The 17,498-nt window shown below is 48.0% G+C and carries 16 protein-coding genes; 10 read left to right on the top strand and 6 right to left on the bottom strand.

What is annotated here, in order from left to right; translation table 11 throughout:
• The first annotated feature begins 47 nt into the window (after window positions 1-47).
• The 7 genes from JQX58_RS15095 to JQX58_RS15065 all read left to right on the top strand — a co-directional run bounded on the left by JQX58_RS15095 (window position 48) and on the right by JQX58_RS15065 (window position 5,724).
• Window positions 48-1,136, top strand: a complete 1,089-nt coding sequence (locus JQX58_RS15095) for an ABC transporter permease (protein ID WP_204147673.1) — start codon at window positions 48-50, stop codon at window positions 1,134-1,136.
• Window positions 1,136-1,930, top strand: a complete 795-nt coding sequence (locus JQX58_RS15090; RefSeq protein ID WP_204147672.1) for an ATP-binding cassette domain-containing protein — start codon at window positions 1,136-1,138, stop codon at window positions 1,928-1,930. The genes JQX58_RS15095 and JQX58_RS15090 overlap by 1 nt, the downstream gene beginning before the upstream one ends.
• Window positions 1,931-1,964: 34 nt before the next feature.
• Window positions 1,965-2,936, top strand: coding sequence for a substrate-binding domain-containing protein (locus JQX58_RS15085; protein ID WP_204147671.1), 972 nt, complete (start codon window positions 1,965-1,967; stop codon window positions 2,934-2,936).
• A gap of 70 nt (window positions 2,937-3,006) precedes the next feature.
• On the top strand, window positions 3,007-3,894 hold the full coding sequence (locus tag JQX58_RS15080) for an AEC family transporter (protein WP_204147670.1): 888 nt from the start codon (window positions 3,007-3,009) through the stop codon (window positions 3,892-3,894).
• Between the two features lie 12 nt (window positions 3,895-3,906).
• Window positions 3,907-4,461, top strand: coding sequence for a mechanosensitive ion channel domain-containing protein (locus tag JQX58_RS15075; RefSeq protein WP_204147669.1), 555 nt, complete (start codon window positions 3,907-3,909; stop codon window positions 4,459-4,461).
• Between the two features lie 84 nt (window positions 4,462-4,545).
• Entirely contained in the window at window positions 4,546-4,821 is a 276-nt protein-coding gene (locus JQX58_RS15070; RefSeq protein ID WP_204147668.1) for a hypothetical protein, read from the top strand.
• An 81-nt stretch (window positions 4,822-4,902) separates the two neighbouring features.
• Window positions 4,903-5,724 carry an ion transporter gene (locus JQX58_RS15065; RefSeq protein ID WP_204147667.1) on the top strand — a complete coding sequence of 274 codons (822 nt, stop codon included), beginning with the start codon at window positions 4,903-4,905 and terminating at the stop codon, window positions 5,722-5,724.
• Between the two features lie 10 nt (window positions 5,725-5,734).
• Here the strand turns inward: JQX58_RS15065 and JQX58_RS15060 are convergent, their stop codons facing one another.
• Both JQX58_RS15060 and xseA read right to left on the bottom strand, forming a co-directional pair.
• A complete protein-coding gene (locus JQX58_RS15060) occupies window positions 5,735-6,616 on the bottom strand; it encodes an EamA family transporter (RefSeq protein ID WP_204147666.1) in 882 nt (293 codons plus the stop codon).
• 63 nt (window positions 6,617-6,679) lie between these two features.
• The gene (gene xseA, locus JQX58_RS15055; RefSeq protein ID WP_204147665.1) at window positions 6,680-8,014 is read right to left on the bottom strand and encodes an exodeoxyribonuclease VII large subunit; all 1,335 of its coding nucleotides are present in this window, start codon (window positions 8,012-8,014) and stop codon (window positions 6,680-6,682) included.
• Between the two features lie 91 nt (window positions 8,015-8,105).
• Between xseA and guaB the strand changes: the two genes are divergently transcribed.
• The 3 genes from guaB to JQX58_RS15040 all read left to right on the top strand — a co-directional run bounded on the left by guaB (window position 8,106) and on the right by JQX58_RS15040 (window position 12,745).
• Window positions 8,106-9,572 carry an IMP dehydrogenase gene (guaB, locus tag JQX58_RS15050; protein ID WP_204147664.1) on the top strand — a complete coding sequence of 489 codons (1,467 nt, stop codon included), beginning with the start codon at window positions 8,106-8,108 and terminating at the stop codon, window positions 9,570-9,572.
• A 98-nt stretch (window positions 9,573-9,670) separates the two neighbouring features.
• Window positions 9,671-11,248, top strand: a complete 1,578-nt coding sequence (gene guaA, locus JQX58_RS15045) for a glutamine-hydrolyzing GMP synthase (RefSeq protein WP_204147663.1) — start codon at window positions 9,671-9,673, stop codon at window positions 11,246-11,248.
• Window positions 11,249-11,554: 306 nt separating this feature from the next.
• Window positions 11,555-12,745, top strand: coding sequence for a tyrosine-type recombinase/integrase (locus JQX58_RS15040; protein WP_204147662.1), 1,191 nt, complete (start codon window positions 11,555-11,557; stop codon window positions 12,743-12,745).
• Between the two features lie 51 nt (window positions 12,746-12,796).
• Here the strand turns inward: JQX58_RS15040 and qatD are convergent, their stop codons facing one another.
• The 4 genes from qatD to JQX58_RS15020 are packed head-to-tail and all read right to left on the bottom strand — an operon-like array spanning window position 12,797 to window position 17,469.
• Window positions 12,797-13,522, bottom strand: a complete 726-nt coding sequence (gene qatD / locus JQX58_RS15035) for a Qat anti-phage system TatD family nuclease QatD (protein WP_204147661.1) — start codon at window positions 13,520-13,522, stop codon at window positions 12,797-12,799.
• Entirely contained in the window at window positions 13,519-14,853 is a 1,335-nt protein-coding gene (gene qatC, locus JQX58_RS15030) for a Qat anti-phage system QueC-like protein QatC (protein ID WP_204147660.1), read from the bottom strand. Before qatC ends, qatD begins: the two co-directional genes overlap by 4 nt.
• Window positions 14,846-15,706 (bottom strand): hypothetical protein, encoded by an 861-nt coding sequence (locus JQX58_RS15025; protein ID WP_204147659.1) that lies wholly within the window; start codon window positions 15,704-15,706, stop codon window positions 14,846-14,848. Before JQX58_RS15025 ends, qatC begins: the two co-directional genes overlap by 8 nt.
• Window positions 15,706-17,469, bottom strand: coding sequence for a KAP family P-loop NTPase fold protein (locus JQX58_RS15020; protein ID WP_204147658.1), 1,764 nt, complete (start codon window positions 17,467-17,469; stop codon window positions 15,706-15,708). Before JQX58_RS15020 ends, JQX58_RS15025 begins: the two co-directional genes overlap by 1 nt.
• Window positions 17,470-17,498 lie beyond the last annotated feature (29 nt).

The raw sequence follows: 17,498 nt of genomic DNA, 5'->3' as shown, positions 1-17,498 counted from the left end.
CGTCTTTCTAGGTTAGCGGTGCTGTTATTACGTTTGGAGTATGCCGTATGAGTTCTGCTAACCCGAAACCGTCTGCGCCTGTGCTGGATCACGATAAAGTCGCTGACCAGGCTGGCAGCGGTAGTTATGTAGCGAATTTCGAAGCCAAAGACAGTCCGCTGACACGCTTTAAAAAGTTTCTTCATAAGTACCCGGTTGCCGCACCGACCATTGTGCTGATCTTAGCCATCATTGGTTTTAGTGCGATCATTGGTGACCGTTTCTTGCATCCATTTAACCTGTCGCTGGTGTTGCAGCAGGTGACGATTATTGGCGTCATTGGTGTGGCGCAAACACTGATCATTTTAACCGCGGGGATCGACTTATCGGTCGGCGCGATCATGGTGCTGGCCTCGGTGGTCATGGGGCGCATGGCGATTGACCATGGCTTGGAAGCTTGGCTGGCGCTGCTCATTGGTATCGGTGTCGGGGCATTAACGGGTTTGATCAATGGTTCTTTGATCACACGCTTTAAGTTGCCACCTTTTATCGCGACTTTGGGCTCTTGGAACGTCTTTTTCGCCTTGAATCTTTGGTACTCAAAAAGTGAGACCATTCGTTCGCAAGAGATTGCCAACAACGCACCGCTGTTACAATGGTTGGGCGAAACCGTGTCTTTCTTTGGCGCGCGGCTCACCTACGGCTCGTTACTGATGTTGGCCTTGTTTGTGTTGATTTGGTACGCCTTAAACTGGACCGCGTGGGGCCGTCATGTCTATGCCACGGGCGATGACCCTGCCGCGGCGAAACTTGCTGGTATTCGTACCGATCGCATTTTGTTATCGGTTTATGTATTGGCCGGCGTGGTGTGTGCCATCGGCGCATGGGTGTTAATCGGTCGTATCGGCTCGGTCAGTCCACAGGCAGGTTACACCACTAACTTGGACAGTATCACCGCGGTCGTCATTGGTGGCTGTAGTTTGTTTGGCGGGCGTGGCTCTATCTTTGGCACCTTGATTGGCGCATTAGTGGTCGGGGTGTTCCGTAATGGTTTGGCGCTCGCAGGCGTCGATGTGTTATGGCAAGAGTTTACCGTCGGTATCTTGATTATCGTGGCGGTAGGCGTCGATCAATGGATCAGAAAGGGGACAGCATAATGACAGCACATTACGATCAACAACCTGTTCTAGAAGCGCGTGGCTTGGTCAAACGCTACGGCAGTGTGACGGCCATCGATCACGCCGATTTAACCCTTTACCCAGGCGAAATCTTGGCGGTCATTGGTGACAATGGTGCGGGTAAATCGTCGCTTATCAAAGCGCTATCGGGCGCCTTAGTGCCGGATGAAGGGGAAATCTTGTTGGACGGTAAAGCGGTGCATTTTGGCTCGCCGATGGAGGCTCGCGAGTTGGGTATTGAAACCGTGTATCAGAACCTAGCTGTATCGCCAGCACTGAACATCGCTGACAACTTGTTTTTAGGGCGCGAGATTCGTAAGCCTGGTATTTTGGGGTCGGTGTTTCGCATGTTGGACAAAAAAGCTATGGAGGAGCGAGCCCAAGCGAAGATGAAAGAGCTGGGGCTGATGACCATCCAAAACATTTCGCAAGCGGTCGAGTCACTCTCTGGCGGTCAACGCCAAGGGGTGGCGGTGGCACGCTCAGCACTGTTTGGTAGCAAAGTGGTGATCATGGACGAACCGACCGCTGCGCTTGGGGTCAAAGAATCTCGACGAGTGTTGAATTTGATCAAAGAAGTGCGTGACCGCGGTCTGCCGATCATCTTGATCAGTCACAATATGCCGCATGTGTTTGAAGTCGCTGACCGCATTCATATTCACCGTTTAGGGAAATGTGCGGCGACGATTACCCCGCAGACGCACACCATGTCTGAAGCGGTGGCTATCATGACCGGCGCAATGGAAGTAAACTCGGATTCCGCAGCGGCGTAGCCACGCCGCTAAGGTTTTCGTTAAGAGACAGGTTATGGGCATCACAGCAGACAGTATGACACATCTTAAACAGTATCTAGCGCCTGGTGCACGTTGGCTTGCGCTACTGGGTGTCAGTGCTTTGTTGGGATGGCCACTGGCTTCTGTGGCGCAAGCGCAGCCGTTGCGCTCGATTGGTATCAGTGTGGCGGATTTGGGTAACCCTTTCTTTGTGCAGTTGGTCGAGTCGGCCAGCGCACGAGCCCAAGCGTTAAACGACGAGCCTGTCGAAGTAGTGGTACGCTCGGATGCTTACGATTTGCAGCGCCAGATCGAACAGCTCAATGATTTCATCGAGCGTGATGTGGATCTGATCATCCTAACCGCGGCCGATGAGTATCAGATCGCACCGACCGTGGCGAAAGCACAACGTGCTGGGATCAAAGTCATCGCTGTGGATGTGAATGCCCAAGGGGCCGACGCGACGATTACCACTGATAATGTTCAAGCGGGCGTGGTGGCTTGCGAGCGCTTGGCGCAAGAAATTGGTTACCAAGGGCAGTTTGTCATCATCAATGGCGTATCGGTGTCCTCGGTGTTAGAGCGCGTGGCGGGCTGTAAATCGGCTCTAAACCGTTACCCTGATATCAATCTGCTAAGCGATCGCCTTAATGGCACGGGTAGCCAAGAAGGCGGTATGGAAGCCATGACTTATTTGATGGAAGAGTACGACCATATCGATGCGGTATTTGCCATCAATGATCCAACGGCTCACGGCGCTTTATTGGCAGCAGAGCAGGCGGGCCGAGACGAGTTTGTGTTGGCATCAGTGGATGGTTCGGCGTTTGCCGTAGCGCATATCCAACAGCCCAACGCTTGGCTCGCGACCGCCGTACAGCGACCTAAAGAAATGGCCGAACGCGCGGTCGAGATCGGTATGGCGTTGCTGTCCGGCGAAGAAGTGCGTCAGCGTTTTATTCTGATCCCCGCCAAATTAGCGCAAAAGAATCGCGCACAGAGCGAGTAATTTTATCGCGCCTAGTTGGCGCACGTCGTTAAGCTCGGTACTCTAGCGTCTTCATCATCAAGGACGCCCCATGGATACCGCGAGTCTATTTCAACAAATCTTCAATACTGTTTTTCCTCTGATCATCATTGTTTTGATTGGCTTTTTCTACGCTCGTGCGCGCCCTACAGACATGAGTGTGGCCAATCGCATCAATATGAGTGTGTTTATCCCCGCGCTGATTTTCTCAGTCATGGCTTCAAAAGAGTTTCATATTCAAGCGTATCTGCCTTTGGTGGCGGCAGGAGCATTTGTCGTGCTGGGCTCTGGCCTTGTTGCTTGGCCGATCGCACGCTTGTTAGGTTATGAATTCAAAACCTTTGTGCCGCCGATGATGTTTAACAACAGCGGTAATCTGGGCATTCCGTTGATGGTGTTGGCCTTTGGCGAAGCAGCACTACCGATTGCCGTGGTGTTATTCTTGATCGAAAATCTTCTGCATTTTACCGCCGGCATGTATTTGTTGAACCCACGCACACAGTTGAGGAACTTACTGAAGATGCCGATGATTATTGCCACCGCCGTGGGCGTAATCTGGAGTTGGCAAGGCTTGCAGATGCCAGAGGCGATCGGCACGGGCATCGATATGCTGGGGCAAATCTCTATTCCGCTGATGCTGTTTGCGTTGGGCGTGCGTATGAAGGATGTCGACTTTGGCCAGTGGCGCATCGGGGTGGTCAGTGGTTTTGTTAGCCCGATCAGTGGCTTAGTGGCAGCGTATGTCTTCTATTGGCTGTTTGGTTTGCGCGAAGATTGGTTTGGCTACTTGGTGATCTTTGCGTGTCTGCCACCGGCGGTCTTAAATTATATGGTGGCGGAGATGTTTGAGCAGGAGCCGCAAAAAGTGGCATCTATTGTGCTACTAGGTAACTTACTGTCACTGGTGTGCATTCCAGTGGCGCTGTATTTCGTATTGTAGCGGAGCAAGAGTATGTGGACCCATATTGGATTGGTCGCGTTATTGATTGCAGTGTATGTGATCGCTATGCGTTTAGTATCGACGGCAATTCGCGCGGTAGGGCTGCGCCAAGGCATTAATGAGCTGCGCATGAGCGTGGTGGCAAAAATATTAAATCTAGGGCTGACAGCAGTGTTTATCTTACTGCTCTGTGTGGTTTTGGGTGTCGGCTATGGTCAGCTAGCAGTTTTCTTTTCTTCGGTGTTTGCTGTCGTGGGGGTAGCGCTGTTTGCCCAATGGTCGATCCTCAGTAACATCACCGCGAGTCTGATTATCTTTTTTAGCTTTCCTTATCGTGTCGGCGACTGGATCAAGGTGGTCGATAAAGACGAGGAGATCTTGGGGCAAATTCATGAGATCTCGACCTTTCACGTGATTATCACCCGCTTGTCGGGTGATCGCGTGACCTATCCTAACAGCTTGATTTTGCAAAAGGCGGTGATCTGTTATCACGATGAAGCCGAAGCGCGACGTTATTCTGCTTTGCTGACGGCGGATGACAATGCTGAGCAAAAGGGTAAAGATTGATCAAAAAACACTCTATTGGCCGAGAGTATGGCATACTGTAGGGCCAACTGACTTGAATGCTCAATAACTTGTTAGGAGAGTGTGATGAAATCCAATCCCGATGCGCTAATCTCAAAACACCCAGGCCTGGTGCACAGCGATGCTGTGAAGGTGAAGTCGCATGTCCAGCGCGCTCAAGAAGATTGGATTCTCCACACCTTGATGATTGAAGGGTACGATGTACCGTTTCGTTTCAAACGGCATGCGAAATACCACTCGTTGCAAGGCGCCCGTGTCAATCTTACTTATTACCCTGCCCAAGAGTCAGTCGCTGGCATCGACATGGAAGTTATGAAAGTGGTGCGAATTAAACGCAGTTAACTACGGAGCATCTTCCTTTCGTCATTGTCTCATTCTAAACTCGCTCGCTTGAGCGATCATGTTTAGGAGAACAACACGTCAATGACTACCGCCGCCCGTTCACAAACTTGGTTCGATACCATCAAGCGTATCGAACGCAGTGTTTGGTTCCAAAGTTTTATCATCAGCATCATTATCGTTGCAGCACTGACCGTGGGTGCGAAAACCTACCCGCTGCCGTATTCAGCCGAGTTGGTGATTAATTACTTAGACAGCTTTATTACCTTCTTCTTTTTAGCTGAAATCAGTCTGCGTTTTATCACCTGTGAGCGCAAGCGAGCGTTTTTTAAAGATCCATGGAACATCTTTGATACGGTGATCGTGATCGGCAGTTTGGTGCCGATTTCCAATACCGACATGGTGCTGGTGGCGCGCTTGTTACGCGTACTAAGGGTGTTGCGTCTGGTGTCGATCATCCCAGATCTGCGCATGTTGATTAACGCGCTGATGAAAGCCATCCCCAAGATGGGCTACATCGCCTTATTGATGTTTATTTTGTTTTACATCTTTGGTGCCGCAGGTGCGATCTTTTTCGGCCACATTAATGACGATCTATGGGGCGATATCGCCATCTCGATGCTGACGCTGTTTCGCATTGCTACGTTTGAGGATTGGACCGATGTGATGTACGAGACCATGGAAGTGTATCCATTAAGCTGGATTTACTACGTCATCTTTATCTTCCTGACCGCCTTTGTGTTTTTAAATATGATGGTTGGCGTGGTACTGGAAGTGATGAGCCGTGAAACCACGGTCGAAGAACACCAACACCAAGAAGACCACCATCAAGCCTTGGTGGATCAAATCACCCAGCTACAACAGCAAGTGCAGGCGCTTAGCGATAAGCTGGATCGCAAAGACTAGCGGTTCGTATTTACCTTTGGCGGCGCAGGCGCCCGCCAAAGGTATTGAGCATTAACCCACCTAATACAACCGCAATACCAAGCCACTGCTGTGCGCTGATGGTTTCGTTCAGCACAATATTGGCAGAGGTCAGCCCGACGATTGGCACACCCAGCGACAGTGGTGCGACGGTTGCAGCGCTGTAGCGCAACATCAAATCACTCCAAAGCCCGTAACCCACTAGCGTAGCAATCAGAGCCAAATAGCCAAGCACAGCCAGTGTCTGCCAGTTAATCGCAGTGAGATTGGCCCACATGGTGGCAGGCCCATCGACAAAATACGCCGAAATAAAGAAGGGGACTGCAGCGAGACTGGCGCTCCAGACAATAAAGCCCAAATCGGCTTGATAGCCGCGTTGAATAATCGCTTTGGTGGCAATATTGCCCAGCGCCCAACTAGAGGCCGCGGCGAGCGTCAACACAAATCCGAGTATCGTCATACGGGTGTCGTCATTGGCGGCACCAATGATCGCCAAACCACCGCAGGCAATCGCGACGGCTAAAATCTGATAAGGGCGGACGCTTTCTTTGAGCAATAAAACCGAGAACAGTAGGGTGAAGATGGCTTGTGACTGCAATACCAACGAGGCGAGCCCTGCTGGCATATCAAAGATCATGGCGCTGAACAGGAATGCAAACTGACCGAAGTTCAGTGACAAAGCGTACAAAAGGCACCATTTTAATGGCGTTTTGGGGCGAGCAAAAAAAGCGATGCCGACTAAGAATAACAGCAAGAAGCGAACGCCACCGAGCATCATCGGCGTCATCGCATCGAGCCCCCAGCGGATGACCACAAAGTTAAAGCCCCAGATAAAGATGATGGCGAGGCCAAGTAGCAAGTCTTTTGCGGTCATAGTAGCGCGTCCTAATGCAATGAGAGGCTACTGTAACGGCTGCATCCGGCGCTCGACAAGTCCTTACTTGACCTCACAATCGATCACGCCGTCTTTGACACGCACTTGCAGTGCATCACCAGGTTCGACTTCTTCGACTGAGCGAATCACTTGTGATCCTTTGCTGGCAATGGCGTAACCACGCGAGAGGGTGTTCAGGGGGCTCACTAGGTTCAGCTTTTCGGCTAGGCTGGCGAAGCGGTCTTGTTTACGTGCCACGGTGTGGCTAAGTGCTTGGCGCAAGCGTTGTTCTAGGGCGTTAATGCGCTCTTGCTTGGCGTGTACGGTTTTTAGTGGTGTAGCGGCAGCAAGGCGTTGCGCGAGATATTGCTGGCGCACTTGGCGTTGCTCAAGCTGGCTAAAGAGTGCTCTTTGAAGACCGTTTTGCGCTTGAGTGAGGCGCTGCTGTTGCTGTTCGATGCGCTCTTTAGGGTGACGAATACGACGTATCAAAAAGTCCAAGCGCTGCTGGTGCTGTTGTAATGTCTGCTCAAAACGACGTGTAAAGAGGTGCTCAAAATGTGTAATTTTTTGCTGTAGGTTGCGTACGTCTGGACTGAGTAATTCCGCCGCTGCGGTTGGGGTAGCGGCTCTGACATCCGCCACAAAATCGGCGATGGTGAAATCCACCTCATGACCCACGGCGGACACAATCGGTGTCTGAGCGTTAAAAATGGCGCGCGCTAGGGTTTCGTCGTTAAAACTCCACAGATCCTCTAATGAGCCACCGCCGCGGCCGACAATGATGGCATCGAAGTGACCACTTACATCGGCGCGCTCAAGCTGACGGCGGATGTTGGTGGCCGCGCTTTCGCCCTGAACCAGTGTCGGTAAGATGGTTAATTCAGTTAGCGGAAAGCGACGTTTAAACGCAATCACCATGTCGCGCACTGCAGCGCCTTTGGAGGAGGTGATGATGGCAACACGTTCAGGTCGAGTCGGTAACGGCTTTTTGTGTTTAGGATCGAATAAGCCTTCGGCTTGCAGTTGGTTTTTGAGACGTTCGAATGCGGCTTGCAAAGCACCTTCGCCGGCGGCTTCCATGCTTTCGACCATCAACTGACAGTCGCCACGGGCGCCGTAAAAGGTGACGCGGGCACGCAACTTGACCATGTCGCCATCTTTAGGGCGGAATTTGACCGCCATGTTTTTACCTTTGAACATGGCACAACGAATCTGAGCTCGATCGTCTTTGAGAGAAAAATACCAGTGTCCCGAGGCCGGGCGCGCCAAATTTGAGATCTCTCCCTCGACTAAAATCGACGGTAAACTGGCTTCCAACAGCTGCTGAATCTGGCGGTTTAATTCTGAGACCGTGAAACTCGGCTCTGAACTGTGCAAAGTTGTAAAATTTTTCATCAATCTCACTTGGTTTTGATTTACCGATTCATAATGTTGGAGTAGAATTACTTGCCATCTTAAACCCAGTTGGCATTGGAAATTCCCTATTATGTTACGAATTGCACAAGAAGCTCTAACGTTTGATGACGTATTGCTTATCCCCGGCTATTCCGAAGTTCTTCCTAAGGACGTGAGCCTTAAAACTCGTATCACAAAGGACATCGAACTTAACCTTCCTTTAGTTTCTTCTGCCATGGACACGGTGACAGAACACCGCATGGCGATTGCGCTGGCTCAAGAAGGCGGAATGGGCATTATCCACAAAAACCTAACGATTGAGCAACAAGCGGCAGAAGTTCGTCGCGTGAAAAAGTTCGAAAGCGGTATCGTTCAGGATCCTGTGACCATTAACCCAAGCGCTACCGTGCGCGAGTTGATGGAGCTTACCTCTGCAAACAACATCTCTGGTGTACCTGTTGTCGAAGGCAAAGACCTTGTTGGCATCGTGACGAGCCGTGATGTGCGTTTCATTAAAGACTACGACAAAACTGTTGCAGACATCATGACGCCAAAAGAGCGCCTAGTCACTGTACTAGAAGGTGCTTCTGCCGGTTCTATCCGTAAACTGCTACACGAACACCGCATCGAAAAAGTGCTAGTGGTAAACGAGCAGTTTGAACTACGCGGTATGGTGACTGTTACTGACATCAATAAAGCACAAAGCTTCCCTAATGCATGTAAAGACGAGCACGGTCGTCTACGTGTGGGCGCTGCAGTTGGCACGGGTGCTGATACAGCAGATCGTGTTACCGCGCTGGCGGAAGCGGGCGTTGATGTCATCGTTGTCGATACAGCGCATGGTCACTCAAAAGGTGTTATCGATCGCGTACGTTGGGTGAAAGAAAACTTCCCTAAAGTACAAGTAGTTGGCGGTAACATCGCGACTGCAGAAGCAGCGATTGCTCTAGCAGACGCAGGTGCTGACGGCGTTAAAGTGGGTATCGGCCCTGGTTCTATCTGTACGACTCGTATCATCGCTGGTGTGGGTGTACCGCAAATCAGTGCGGTAGCAAATGTTGCTGCGGTAATGAACGAGCGTAACATTCCTGTTATCGCTGACGGTGGCGTACGTTTCTCTGGTGATATCGCTAAAGCGATCGCAGCGGGCGCGAGCGTGATCATGGTTGGTGGTCTACTAGCCGGTACTGATGAAGCTCCTGGTGAAGTAGTTCTGTTCCAAGGTCGTTCATTCAAAGCGTACCGTGGTATGGGCTCGCTAGGTGCGATGTCTCAGTCTCAAGGCTCTTCTGACCGTTACTTCCAAGACGCAAGCAGTGGTGTTGAGAAGTTGGTGCCAGAAGGCATCGAAGGTCGCGTACCTTCAAAAGGTCCAATGGCTGTCGTTGTACATCAGTTGATGGGCGGCGTACGCTCTTCAATGGGCTACACTGGCTCTGCGGACATCGAGACTATGCGTACTAAGACGCAATTCTCGCAAATTACCGGTGCTGGTATGCGTGAGAGCCACGTTCATGACGTGACGATCACTAAAGAAGCACCGAACTATCACGTATAAGCGCTGATAGATTAAAAACCAAGATGGGGCGTTTGGCGCCCCATCTTCTTTTTTTTTTATAAAGCTCTTACTGGGTAGGAGCGAAGGACTAGCTAAAAATGTCGCAAGATATCCACGCTCATAAAATTCTTATTCTTGATTTTGGTTCACAGTACACGCAGCTAATCGCGCGTCGTGTACGTGAAATTGGTGTTTTCTGTGAAGTTCGTGCATTTGATATGGACGATCAAGAGATCATCGACTTTGCTCCGAAAGGTATCATCCTAGCCGGTGGTCCTGAATCGGTTGCGGAAAAAGGTTCTCCGCGTGCGCCTGAAGCCGTTTTCACGCTAGGCGTGCCAGTACTAGGTATTTGTTACGGCATGCAAACCATGGCCGAGCAAATGGGTGGCTCTGTTCAAGGATCTGAAATTCGTGAGTTTGGTTACGCGCAGATTCGCACGCATGGCAGCTTCTCGTTGCTAGAAGGCATTGAAGATCATATCGCCAACAACGGCGTACCATTGCTTGATGTGTGGATGAGTCACGGTGACAAAGTCTACGACATGCCTGAAGGCTTCTCGCTAATGGCTTCTACTGATAGCTGCCCTATCGCAGCGATGGCCAATGAAGCGAAGAAATTCTACGGTCTGCAGTTCCACCCAGAAGTGACGCACACCCTTCAAGGTGGCCGTATCTTGTCACGCTTCGTCGTGGATATCTGTGGTTGTGAAACGCTTTGGACGCCTGCCAACATTGCTCAAGACGCTATCGAGCGTATGCAAGAGCAAGTGGGGGACCGTAAAGTGCTACTTGCGCTTTCTGGCGGTGTAGACTCTTCTGTTGTCGCAGCGCTACTGCACAAAGCGATCGGCACGCAGCTAACGTGTGTCTTCGTAGATAACGGTCTACTGCGTCTAGGCGAAGGCGATCAAGTAATGGCGATGTTCCGCGAAAACATGGGTGTCAACGTGATCCGTGTGGACGCTGAAGACTTGTTCCTTGGCAAACTAGCAGGCGTTTCTGACCCAGAAGCGAAGCGTAAAGTCATCGGTAACACCTTCATTGAAGTATTTGACGAAGAAGCAGCGACGCTGAAAGACGTTGAGTTCCTAGCGCAAGGTACGATTTACCCAGACGTAATCGAATCAGCGGCGGGCAAAACTGGTGGCGCGCACGTGATTAAATCACACCACAACGTGGGCGGTCTGCCAGAAGACATGAAGATGCAGCTGGTTGAGCCACTACGTGAGTTGTTCAAAGACGAAGTACGTAAGCTGGGTCTAGAGCTAGGCCTTCCTTACGACATGGTTTACCGTCACCCATTCCCAGGACCAGGTCTAGGTGTACGTATCCTTGGTGAAGTGAAGAAAGAATACGCTGACATCCTACGTCGTGCGGATGCGATCTTCATCGAAGAACTACGCAACGCTGGCTGGTACGAGAAAACAAGCCAAGCCTTCGCTGTGTTCTTGCCAGTTAAATCTGTAGGCGTAGTAGGCGACGGCCGTCGTTACGAATACGTAGTTGCACTACGTGCAGTAGAAACCATCGACTTTATGACAGCGCGCTGGGCACACCTACCATACGAGCTACTAGAGAAAGTGTCGGGTCGAATCATCAATGAAATCGAACACATTTCACGCGTGACTTACGACGTATCGTCTAAGCCACCAGCGACCATCGAGTGGGAATAATTCAGCGTTAGGTAACACCTTGCACTGAACAGCAATAAACACTCCCAAGCCCGCGATCTAGCGGGCTTTTTGTTGTCTAACAGCCAAATCATTTGGCACTGTCTAGCAGCTTCAAGCACGGTTTGACCGGGGTATAGCGGTGGGTATTATTTTCTCCAAACACCATGCTCAATCCCGATACCATAACGCGACGTTTCTACGACACATGGTATGGATTTTCTCTAACTGCATGAAAGTAAAAGAGAAAATAGACTCTAAAACATAGGTTTTACAGCATGGTATTAAACTCAACGGAGAACCATAGTCATGCTGACCGATACCAAGATCAGAAACCTAAAGCCCAAGGGTAAACTCTACAAAGTAAACGACCGTGATGGCCTGTACGTAGCCGTCACCGCAGCGGGTACTAAGTCCTTTCGCTACAACTATTCCATCAATGGACGCCAGGAAACGATTACCTTTGGCCGCTATGGCAATGGTGGCATCAGCCTCGCAGAAGCCCGTGAGCTGCTTGGAGAGGCTAAGAAACTAATTGCGAACGGAAGGTCTCCCGCAAAGGAAAAAGCGCGTAGCAAAGCTCGTGTGAAGGATGCGGCAACATTTGGAGCCTGGGCAGATAAGTGGTTGCGTGGTTATCAAATGGCAGAATCCACCCGAGATATGCGCCGCTCGATCTATGAGCGTGAACTCAAAGCCAAGTTTGGCAATCTACAGCTACCAGAAATCTCTCATGAAGACCTGCGCATGCTGACTAACAGCATCGTGGATCGAGGCGCACCGGCCACGGCAGTGCATACCCGAGAGATCGTGATGCAGGTATTTCGTTGGGCCATGGAGCGTGGCCAGAAGGTAGAGAACCCTGCTGATCATGTACGGCCAAACTCTATTGCTCGATTCCAGCCAAGGGACCGTTCGTTAACGCCAGAAGAGATCGGCGTGATGTACAAATACCTGGAGAAGGTAGGCACCAGCCCAGTTAACCGTGCTGCGGCTAAACTACTACTGCTCACCATGGTGCGCAAAGGGGAGTTGTGCCAGGCAAAATGGAGTGAGATCAATTTCAGTGAAGCCCTATGGAGTATTCCGAAAGAGCGAATGAAACGCCGCAAACCTCACTTGGTGTTCCTATCACACCAAGCGATAGATTTGTTAGTTGCGTTAAAGACCTTTGCCGGTGGCTCAGAGTATGTCCTACCGTCACGCTATGACACCGACCAACCTATGAGTAACGCCACGATTAACCTAGTGTTGAAATACACCTTCCAGGCTGCCCAGAAAGACGGTATACCGATGGAAAAGTTCGGCCCACACGACCTACGCCGTACAGCAAGTACCTTGCTCCATGAAGCGGGCTATAACAGTGACTGGATCGAGAAATGCCTAGCCCACGAACAGAAAGGCGTTAGAGCTATCTACAACAAAGCCGAGTACCGAGAGCAGCGCGCGGCCATGTTGCAGGATTGGGCGGATATGATTGATGAGTGGGTTAAGGTCTGACTAAATCGTTGATGCAGCCTAGTAAATGTCTTTCCTAAGGTACTTTTTTCTTTACTTTAATAGTTTAACTAAATTTAGCTTCATTACAGATCTTACTTCATCATAAGGTATATTCCATATATCAGATAAGTATGTAAGGACCGAAATGACATTGGAAGGGTAAACTATATTCCCTTCCAATTTAGCAAAAGGGCCATCGGTTTCTAGAAGGACTCTGTTTTTCGGTAACCAAGAGATAACTTTTTTTGCTCTATTCGAGCTTAACATCGCTGGTCCAATTGAAAAATAGCATCCTAGTTCAATAGCTTTTTCTACCTGTTTCTTTGTTGCTAAGAACCAGTGAAGAATTGCAGTGCCTGCTTTAGGGTGTGTACCCAAGCAGTTTAAGACTTCATCGACTGCGTTGAGGCTGTGGATAGTAAGTATCTTATTACCATACGACTCACACTTTTTTAAGATGTGATTGAATACAAACAGTTGGTCATTGAAATGATCTTTATATCCTCTTGAGCCATCAAGCCCGATTTCTCCTATATATCTAGTTTCAGGTATAAGCTTATCGAAAAGAGGGAGTTCGTTTATTCTTTGGTGGGCTAACTGAGGGTGTAAGCCTAGGGCTGTTCGGCAATGCTTTATATTGCGCGTTAAGTTACATGTACCTTCGAAAGCCGAAGGTACTGTAGTAACTGATAGTACATAAAACCCTGTACTCTTTATGTCTTCTAGTATCCGGTTATAGTCAGGATATAGGTCGACATGACAGTGCAAATCCATCATAAGATTTCGCTTGCTTTGAGAAAAGCTTCCACTTCTTTCAGGCCACGTTTAATTGTAGATTCAAGCTGATCTCGTGTTGCTTGGTTTTTAGGTAAGGGCCCACTTTGTCTAATCCAGCTTTTATAGTCCTTTACATTAGACTGTCTTATTATTGCAGTCTGAATGGCTTGAAGGTCATCCCTAGTGTCTTTCTCTTTATTAACAAACTGTAGGTTTTGGTTTACATATTTCGCATCTTTAGTAAACCCTGCATGATGAATGGAAGAGCGTCGAATTACACAAGGCAAGCAATGTCCGCATTGCATATGTTTTCGATGCCAATGGCTACAAGATACGCTTAATGGTATCGCTTTGGATATTGATTCTTGATCAACACACTCCGAAAGCATTTCTCCCTTTGTCTTGAACTGGTATGGATTGACAAATTTTACATGAAGACCTGCATCATCTAATAACTCTTCAAGGCTATTCAAAAAGTATGGGTGGGTCGTTCGAGTGCTATGACTACCAATTCTTCGTCTTGTAAGCGGTGGGTTTATAGATATGTAACCATTTTCGGGAACAAGGATAGTTGAAATACTATTGTCACTATTCGCATTACGGATCGCAGAAATACCGAGAACTGCCATCGCTAAAAAGTTAAAACTTCTTCCCCGCATTGTAACATCAGTTTTTCCTTTTAACCTTGTCATTAGCCGTGGAGAAATGCTGTAAGACAATTCTCCATAAGCAGCTTTCAGAAGCTTTTTAATATCGCTCTGCTTCACGCCATCTCCACGGTAAGCATGACTTAATAACAGAGGCTTGTATGATGATCTACCGTTTAGAATATCTATTGCACCCACTGCGCTATCTAAACCACCAGAGAAAAGACATACCGAATTTAGTCCTTTAAGACTACTCAATCTAGCCTTGGACTTCTTGCTAGTAATGGGGGCTGGCATCTGAAATGACGTTTTAGAAAACGTGAATTGCCATTGATCACCAGTTAAGAAATTTAGGATAGAGCTCAAGCGGCCTGATAGCTTACTCCAAACTTCGTCATTGGCTACTGGTATGTGAAGATGCATGGTTCTAGACCATGCATCTGCTGCGTCCATTCTGCGCTCAAATGTTTCTGCAGCAGTTACTGCAGTAGCTATCGTTATCAAATCTATTGCTTTCGCATCGACACTGATTCCGAGTTCACGCACACGCTTTAATAAACTACCTGAAGCCCTACTGTGTTTAGAACTATCGTATGGGTGAGTATTAAAAATTTGAACTGGATGGCAGCTTTCTGAATACTCAGGTAACTGAGTAGGATCATCATTAAAATAGAAGTTAGTCATCAAAATTCTCCCACTCATTTACAGTTTGCGAAATTACATCGATTTGAATCTGTATAATATTCTCCTGAGATATTTTACCGGCATTGTCACGCATCAAGTTATCCAGTTTCGAGTCTGTTATGACTTTTACTAGATCTCTTATCTCTTCTTCTATTTTGTGGTGGGTGCTTGGGTGCTCAACATGGAACCAAGCCTTTCCCATACCGTTGACTACATCCTGAAATATTAAGTCGGTTAAGTAATTGGAAATAGCCTCTTGAACTACGTCACCAGTGAACATTGAAGCGTCAAAGGCTTCGTCTTCAGGTAAAACTTCTGCTAACGCAAAATCTAATGCAAGGCGTACAGCGTCAGCATCACCATTTTCTGGAGTCAAGTGCTCTGCAATTCGATCAATAACTTGGTCTGTTGATAAGCCGTTTAAGTCTGATAGTGAAAGAGTTTGACCCTTAGACGTAACACTATCACCTTGCATAATTCCTAAAAGACCAGAGCCCGCTGTTATTCCGCTAGCTAATCGTCTACTTGTACCTGAGCCGCCACCAGAGCTCTTAGAATATCTTTTAAGAGAGCTTTTCAAGCCAGCTTCAGAGCTACCCGATTTCGCGTTATCACCAAATAACTTCCTTGCTCCAGCCAAGCGATTGGCTGAAGGAATGTCTGGCTTGGGGCCAAGGATTTGTTGTTGTACCTTGCCGTTATCAACTTCAGCTTTATCCGGTGTTTGTTGGTTGTCATCTCCACCTTGATCTCCACCGCCTGCCCCAATTTCAATAGGAGTGCCTTGCTCTGCCCAAGGAGGTAACAGTGGACTTTTATTATTAGGTCCTGTGCTAGATGCTGACGTGCCCATTATTTAGTTCCCTCTAACTCATTAATCATTGATGTAAGCCATCTTTTCTTCGGTGCTTTTTTAACAAAGGCAAGGAAAATCTCTTTGCACTTGTCGTCATGCTGAGCCAGCGTAAACCCGCCATAAATACCTGGCGACTTCACTTGCCAATCCTCTAGCTGTCGTAAGTGCTCAATAAGTCCATCCATTACCGAAACATATTCCTCTGAAATTGTTGACTCTAACAGTGAACTTGTTGCGTTACTTGTGCGTGTTTTTTGTTTAATTAAGCCCTCTAGCAGTCTTTGAGCAGCGCCTGACATTACGGAGTTAACTGAGCCCATGGGGATATTTTGTCTACTCAAGTATGCAGCAGCTGTAAGGTCTATTCCTGAAAATTTTGGTTTTAATCGTGACCATTTATCCAAAAATGACAAATCGTGTTTCCACTCTTCAGGAAGAGTGTCGAGGTCAAACTCACTCTCAGAGTTTTCCATCACAGCAATGAAAGATGGTTTGCCTTTTTCCGCATCAATGAGCTCATAAAGTTTCTTTGTTGCCTGTAACCCCATGCAACGTTCAAATATCACAAGCTTTGTAATTGTTCTCTCATCTAGTTGCATCCCTCGTCGATTAGCCGTCTTTTTTCTCATTCTTACTTGGTTTAAAAGGCGCTTCACAATTCTTGGGTTGCCATTAATATTGGCGGACTCTGCCATAATTTGAGCGAGCTGCTCCGCTACCTTAAACTCTTCACGTAGTTCTGCTTTATCTGGTAAATCACAACCTTCCAATAAGTTATCTACGGATATCTGCTCTTGTTTCCATGCAAGTCTAAGTGAGCGCTCTAACCTGACTCTAAGCTGCTCAAATGCTTCTTGAGGGACTCCTCTATCTTGAGCAATTAGCATTGTTAAGTAAGCTCTAACCTCTGACATACCAGGCTTTGGAACGTGGACAGGTATCTGTATTAGCTTATCAAGGTAGTCTGTTTGATGACGTGTAGATGCACCCTTATGAAAATGGGGAATGGCTAAACGAATCATGTCTGGGTCAGCGGCAACGACAAATGCTGTGTTAGGTAAGAATAAAAATAATCTTATTGCTTCTAAGGTTGATATGGTATTAACAGGAGAGCATCTATCAAGGTTATCTACATAAACTATAACGGGTTTATTAAAAGCCTCTAAGAGTGAAATATATGACTTTCTAAACTCGTGAATCTCTTTAGGTGGCGAAAATTTTTTCTTAGCTCTGACAAGGCCATTTGCCTTTTTACCTAGCTTTCCAATTTCTTTGCCGTCTTTTTGAATATCTTCAAACTCTAGCTCTTCATCTTCTGAAGAATCGCTTGCCCAACCAAAAAAATTCTGAATAGCACCAAACGTTGGCATACCTGAAATTGCAGCTGCCCCCTCAGCCATTAGCCCCATAAATCTGACCTTGTCTATTCGCTTTGCAAAGTCTAGCGCCTTGGCTAGTAGTGCTTCATCATCTTTGGCTGTCTCAACTAGCTGAGTTGCTATTGTTTCTAGCAGTGCTGCTTTTGCATCATCGTATCCTTGAAACGTCCATGCATCAAAATGGATTTGGATATAGTCTTGCTCTTCTTTTTCTAGAGCTTTGGCTGTCAGTTCCAAAATAGTAGATTTTCCAGCCCCCCAATCTCCAAATACACCGATAGAAATTGGCATTAATTCTCGTTCAATAATGAGGTCTTTGATCGATTCTGCAATTTCATTAAAGTTAAGGAAGTCTATTTTTGATTCTTTATCAGACCACATTTTCTTTCCTTAGTAATATTAAATTAAGC

Origin of the sequence: Marinomonas ostreistagni, assembly GCF_016888445.1 — a bacterium.
Classification (GTDB): domain Bacteria; phylum Pseudomonadota; class Gammaproteobacteria; order Pseudomonadales; family Marinomonadaceae; genus Marinomonas; species Marinomonas ostreistagni.
Note: the sequence above shows the minus strand (reverse complement) of the source record. Positions and strands in the feature narration are given on the sequence as shown.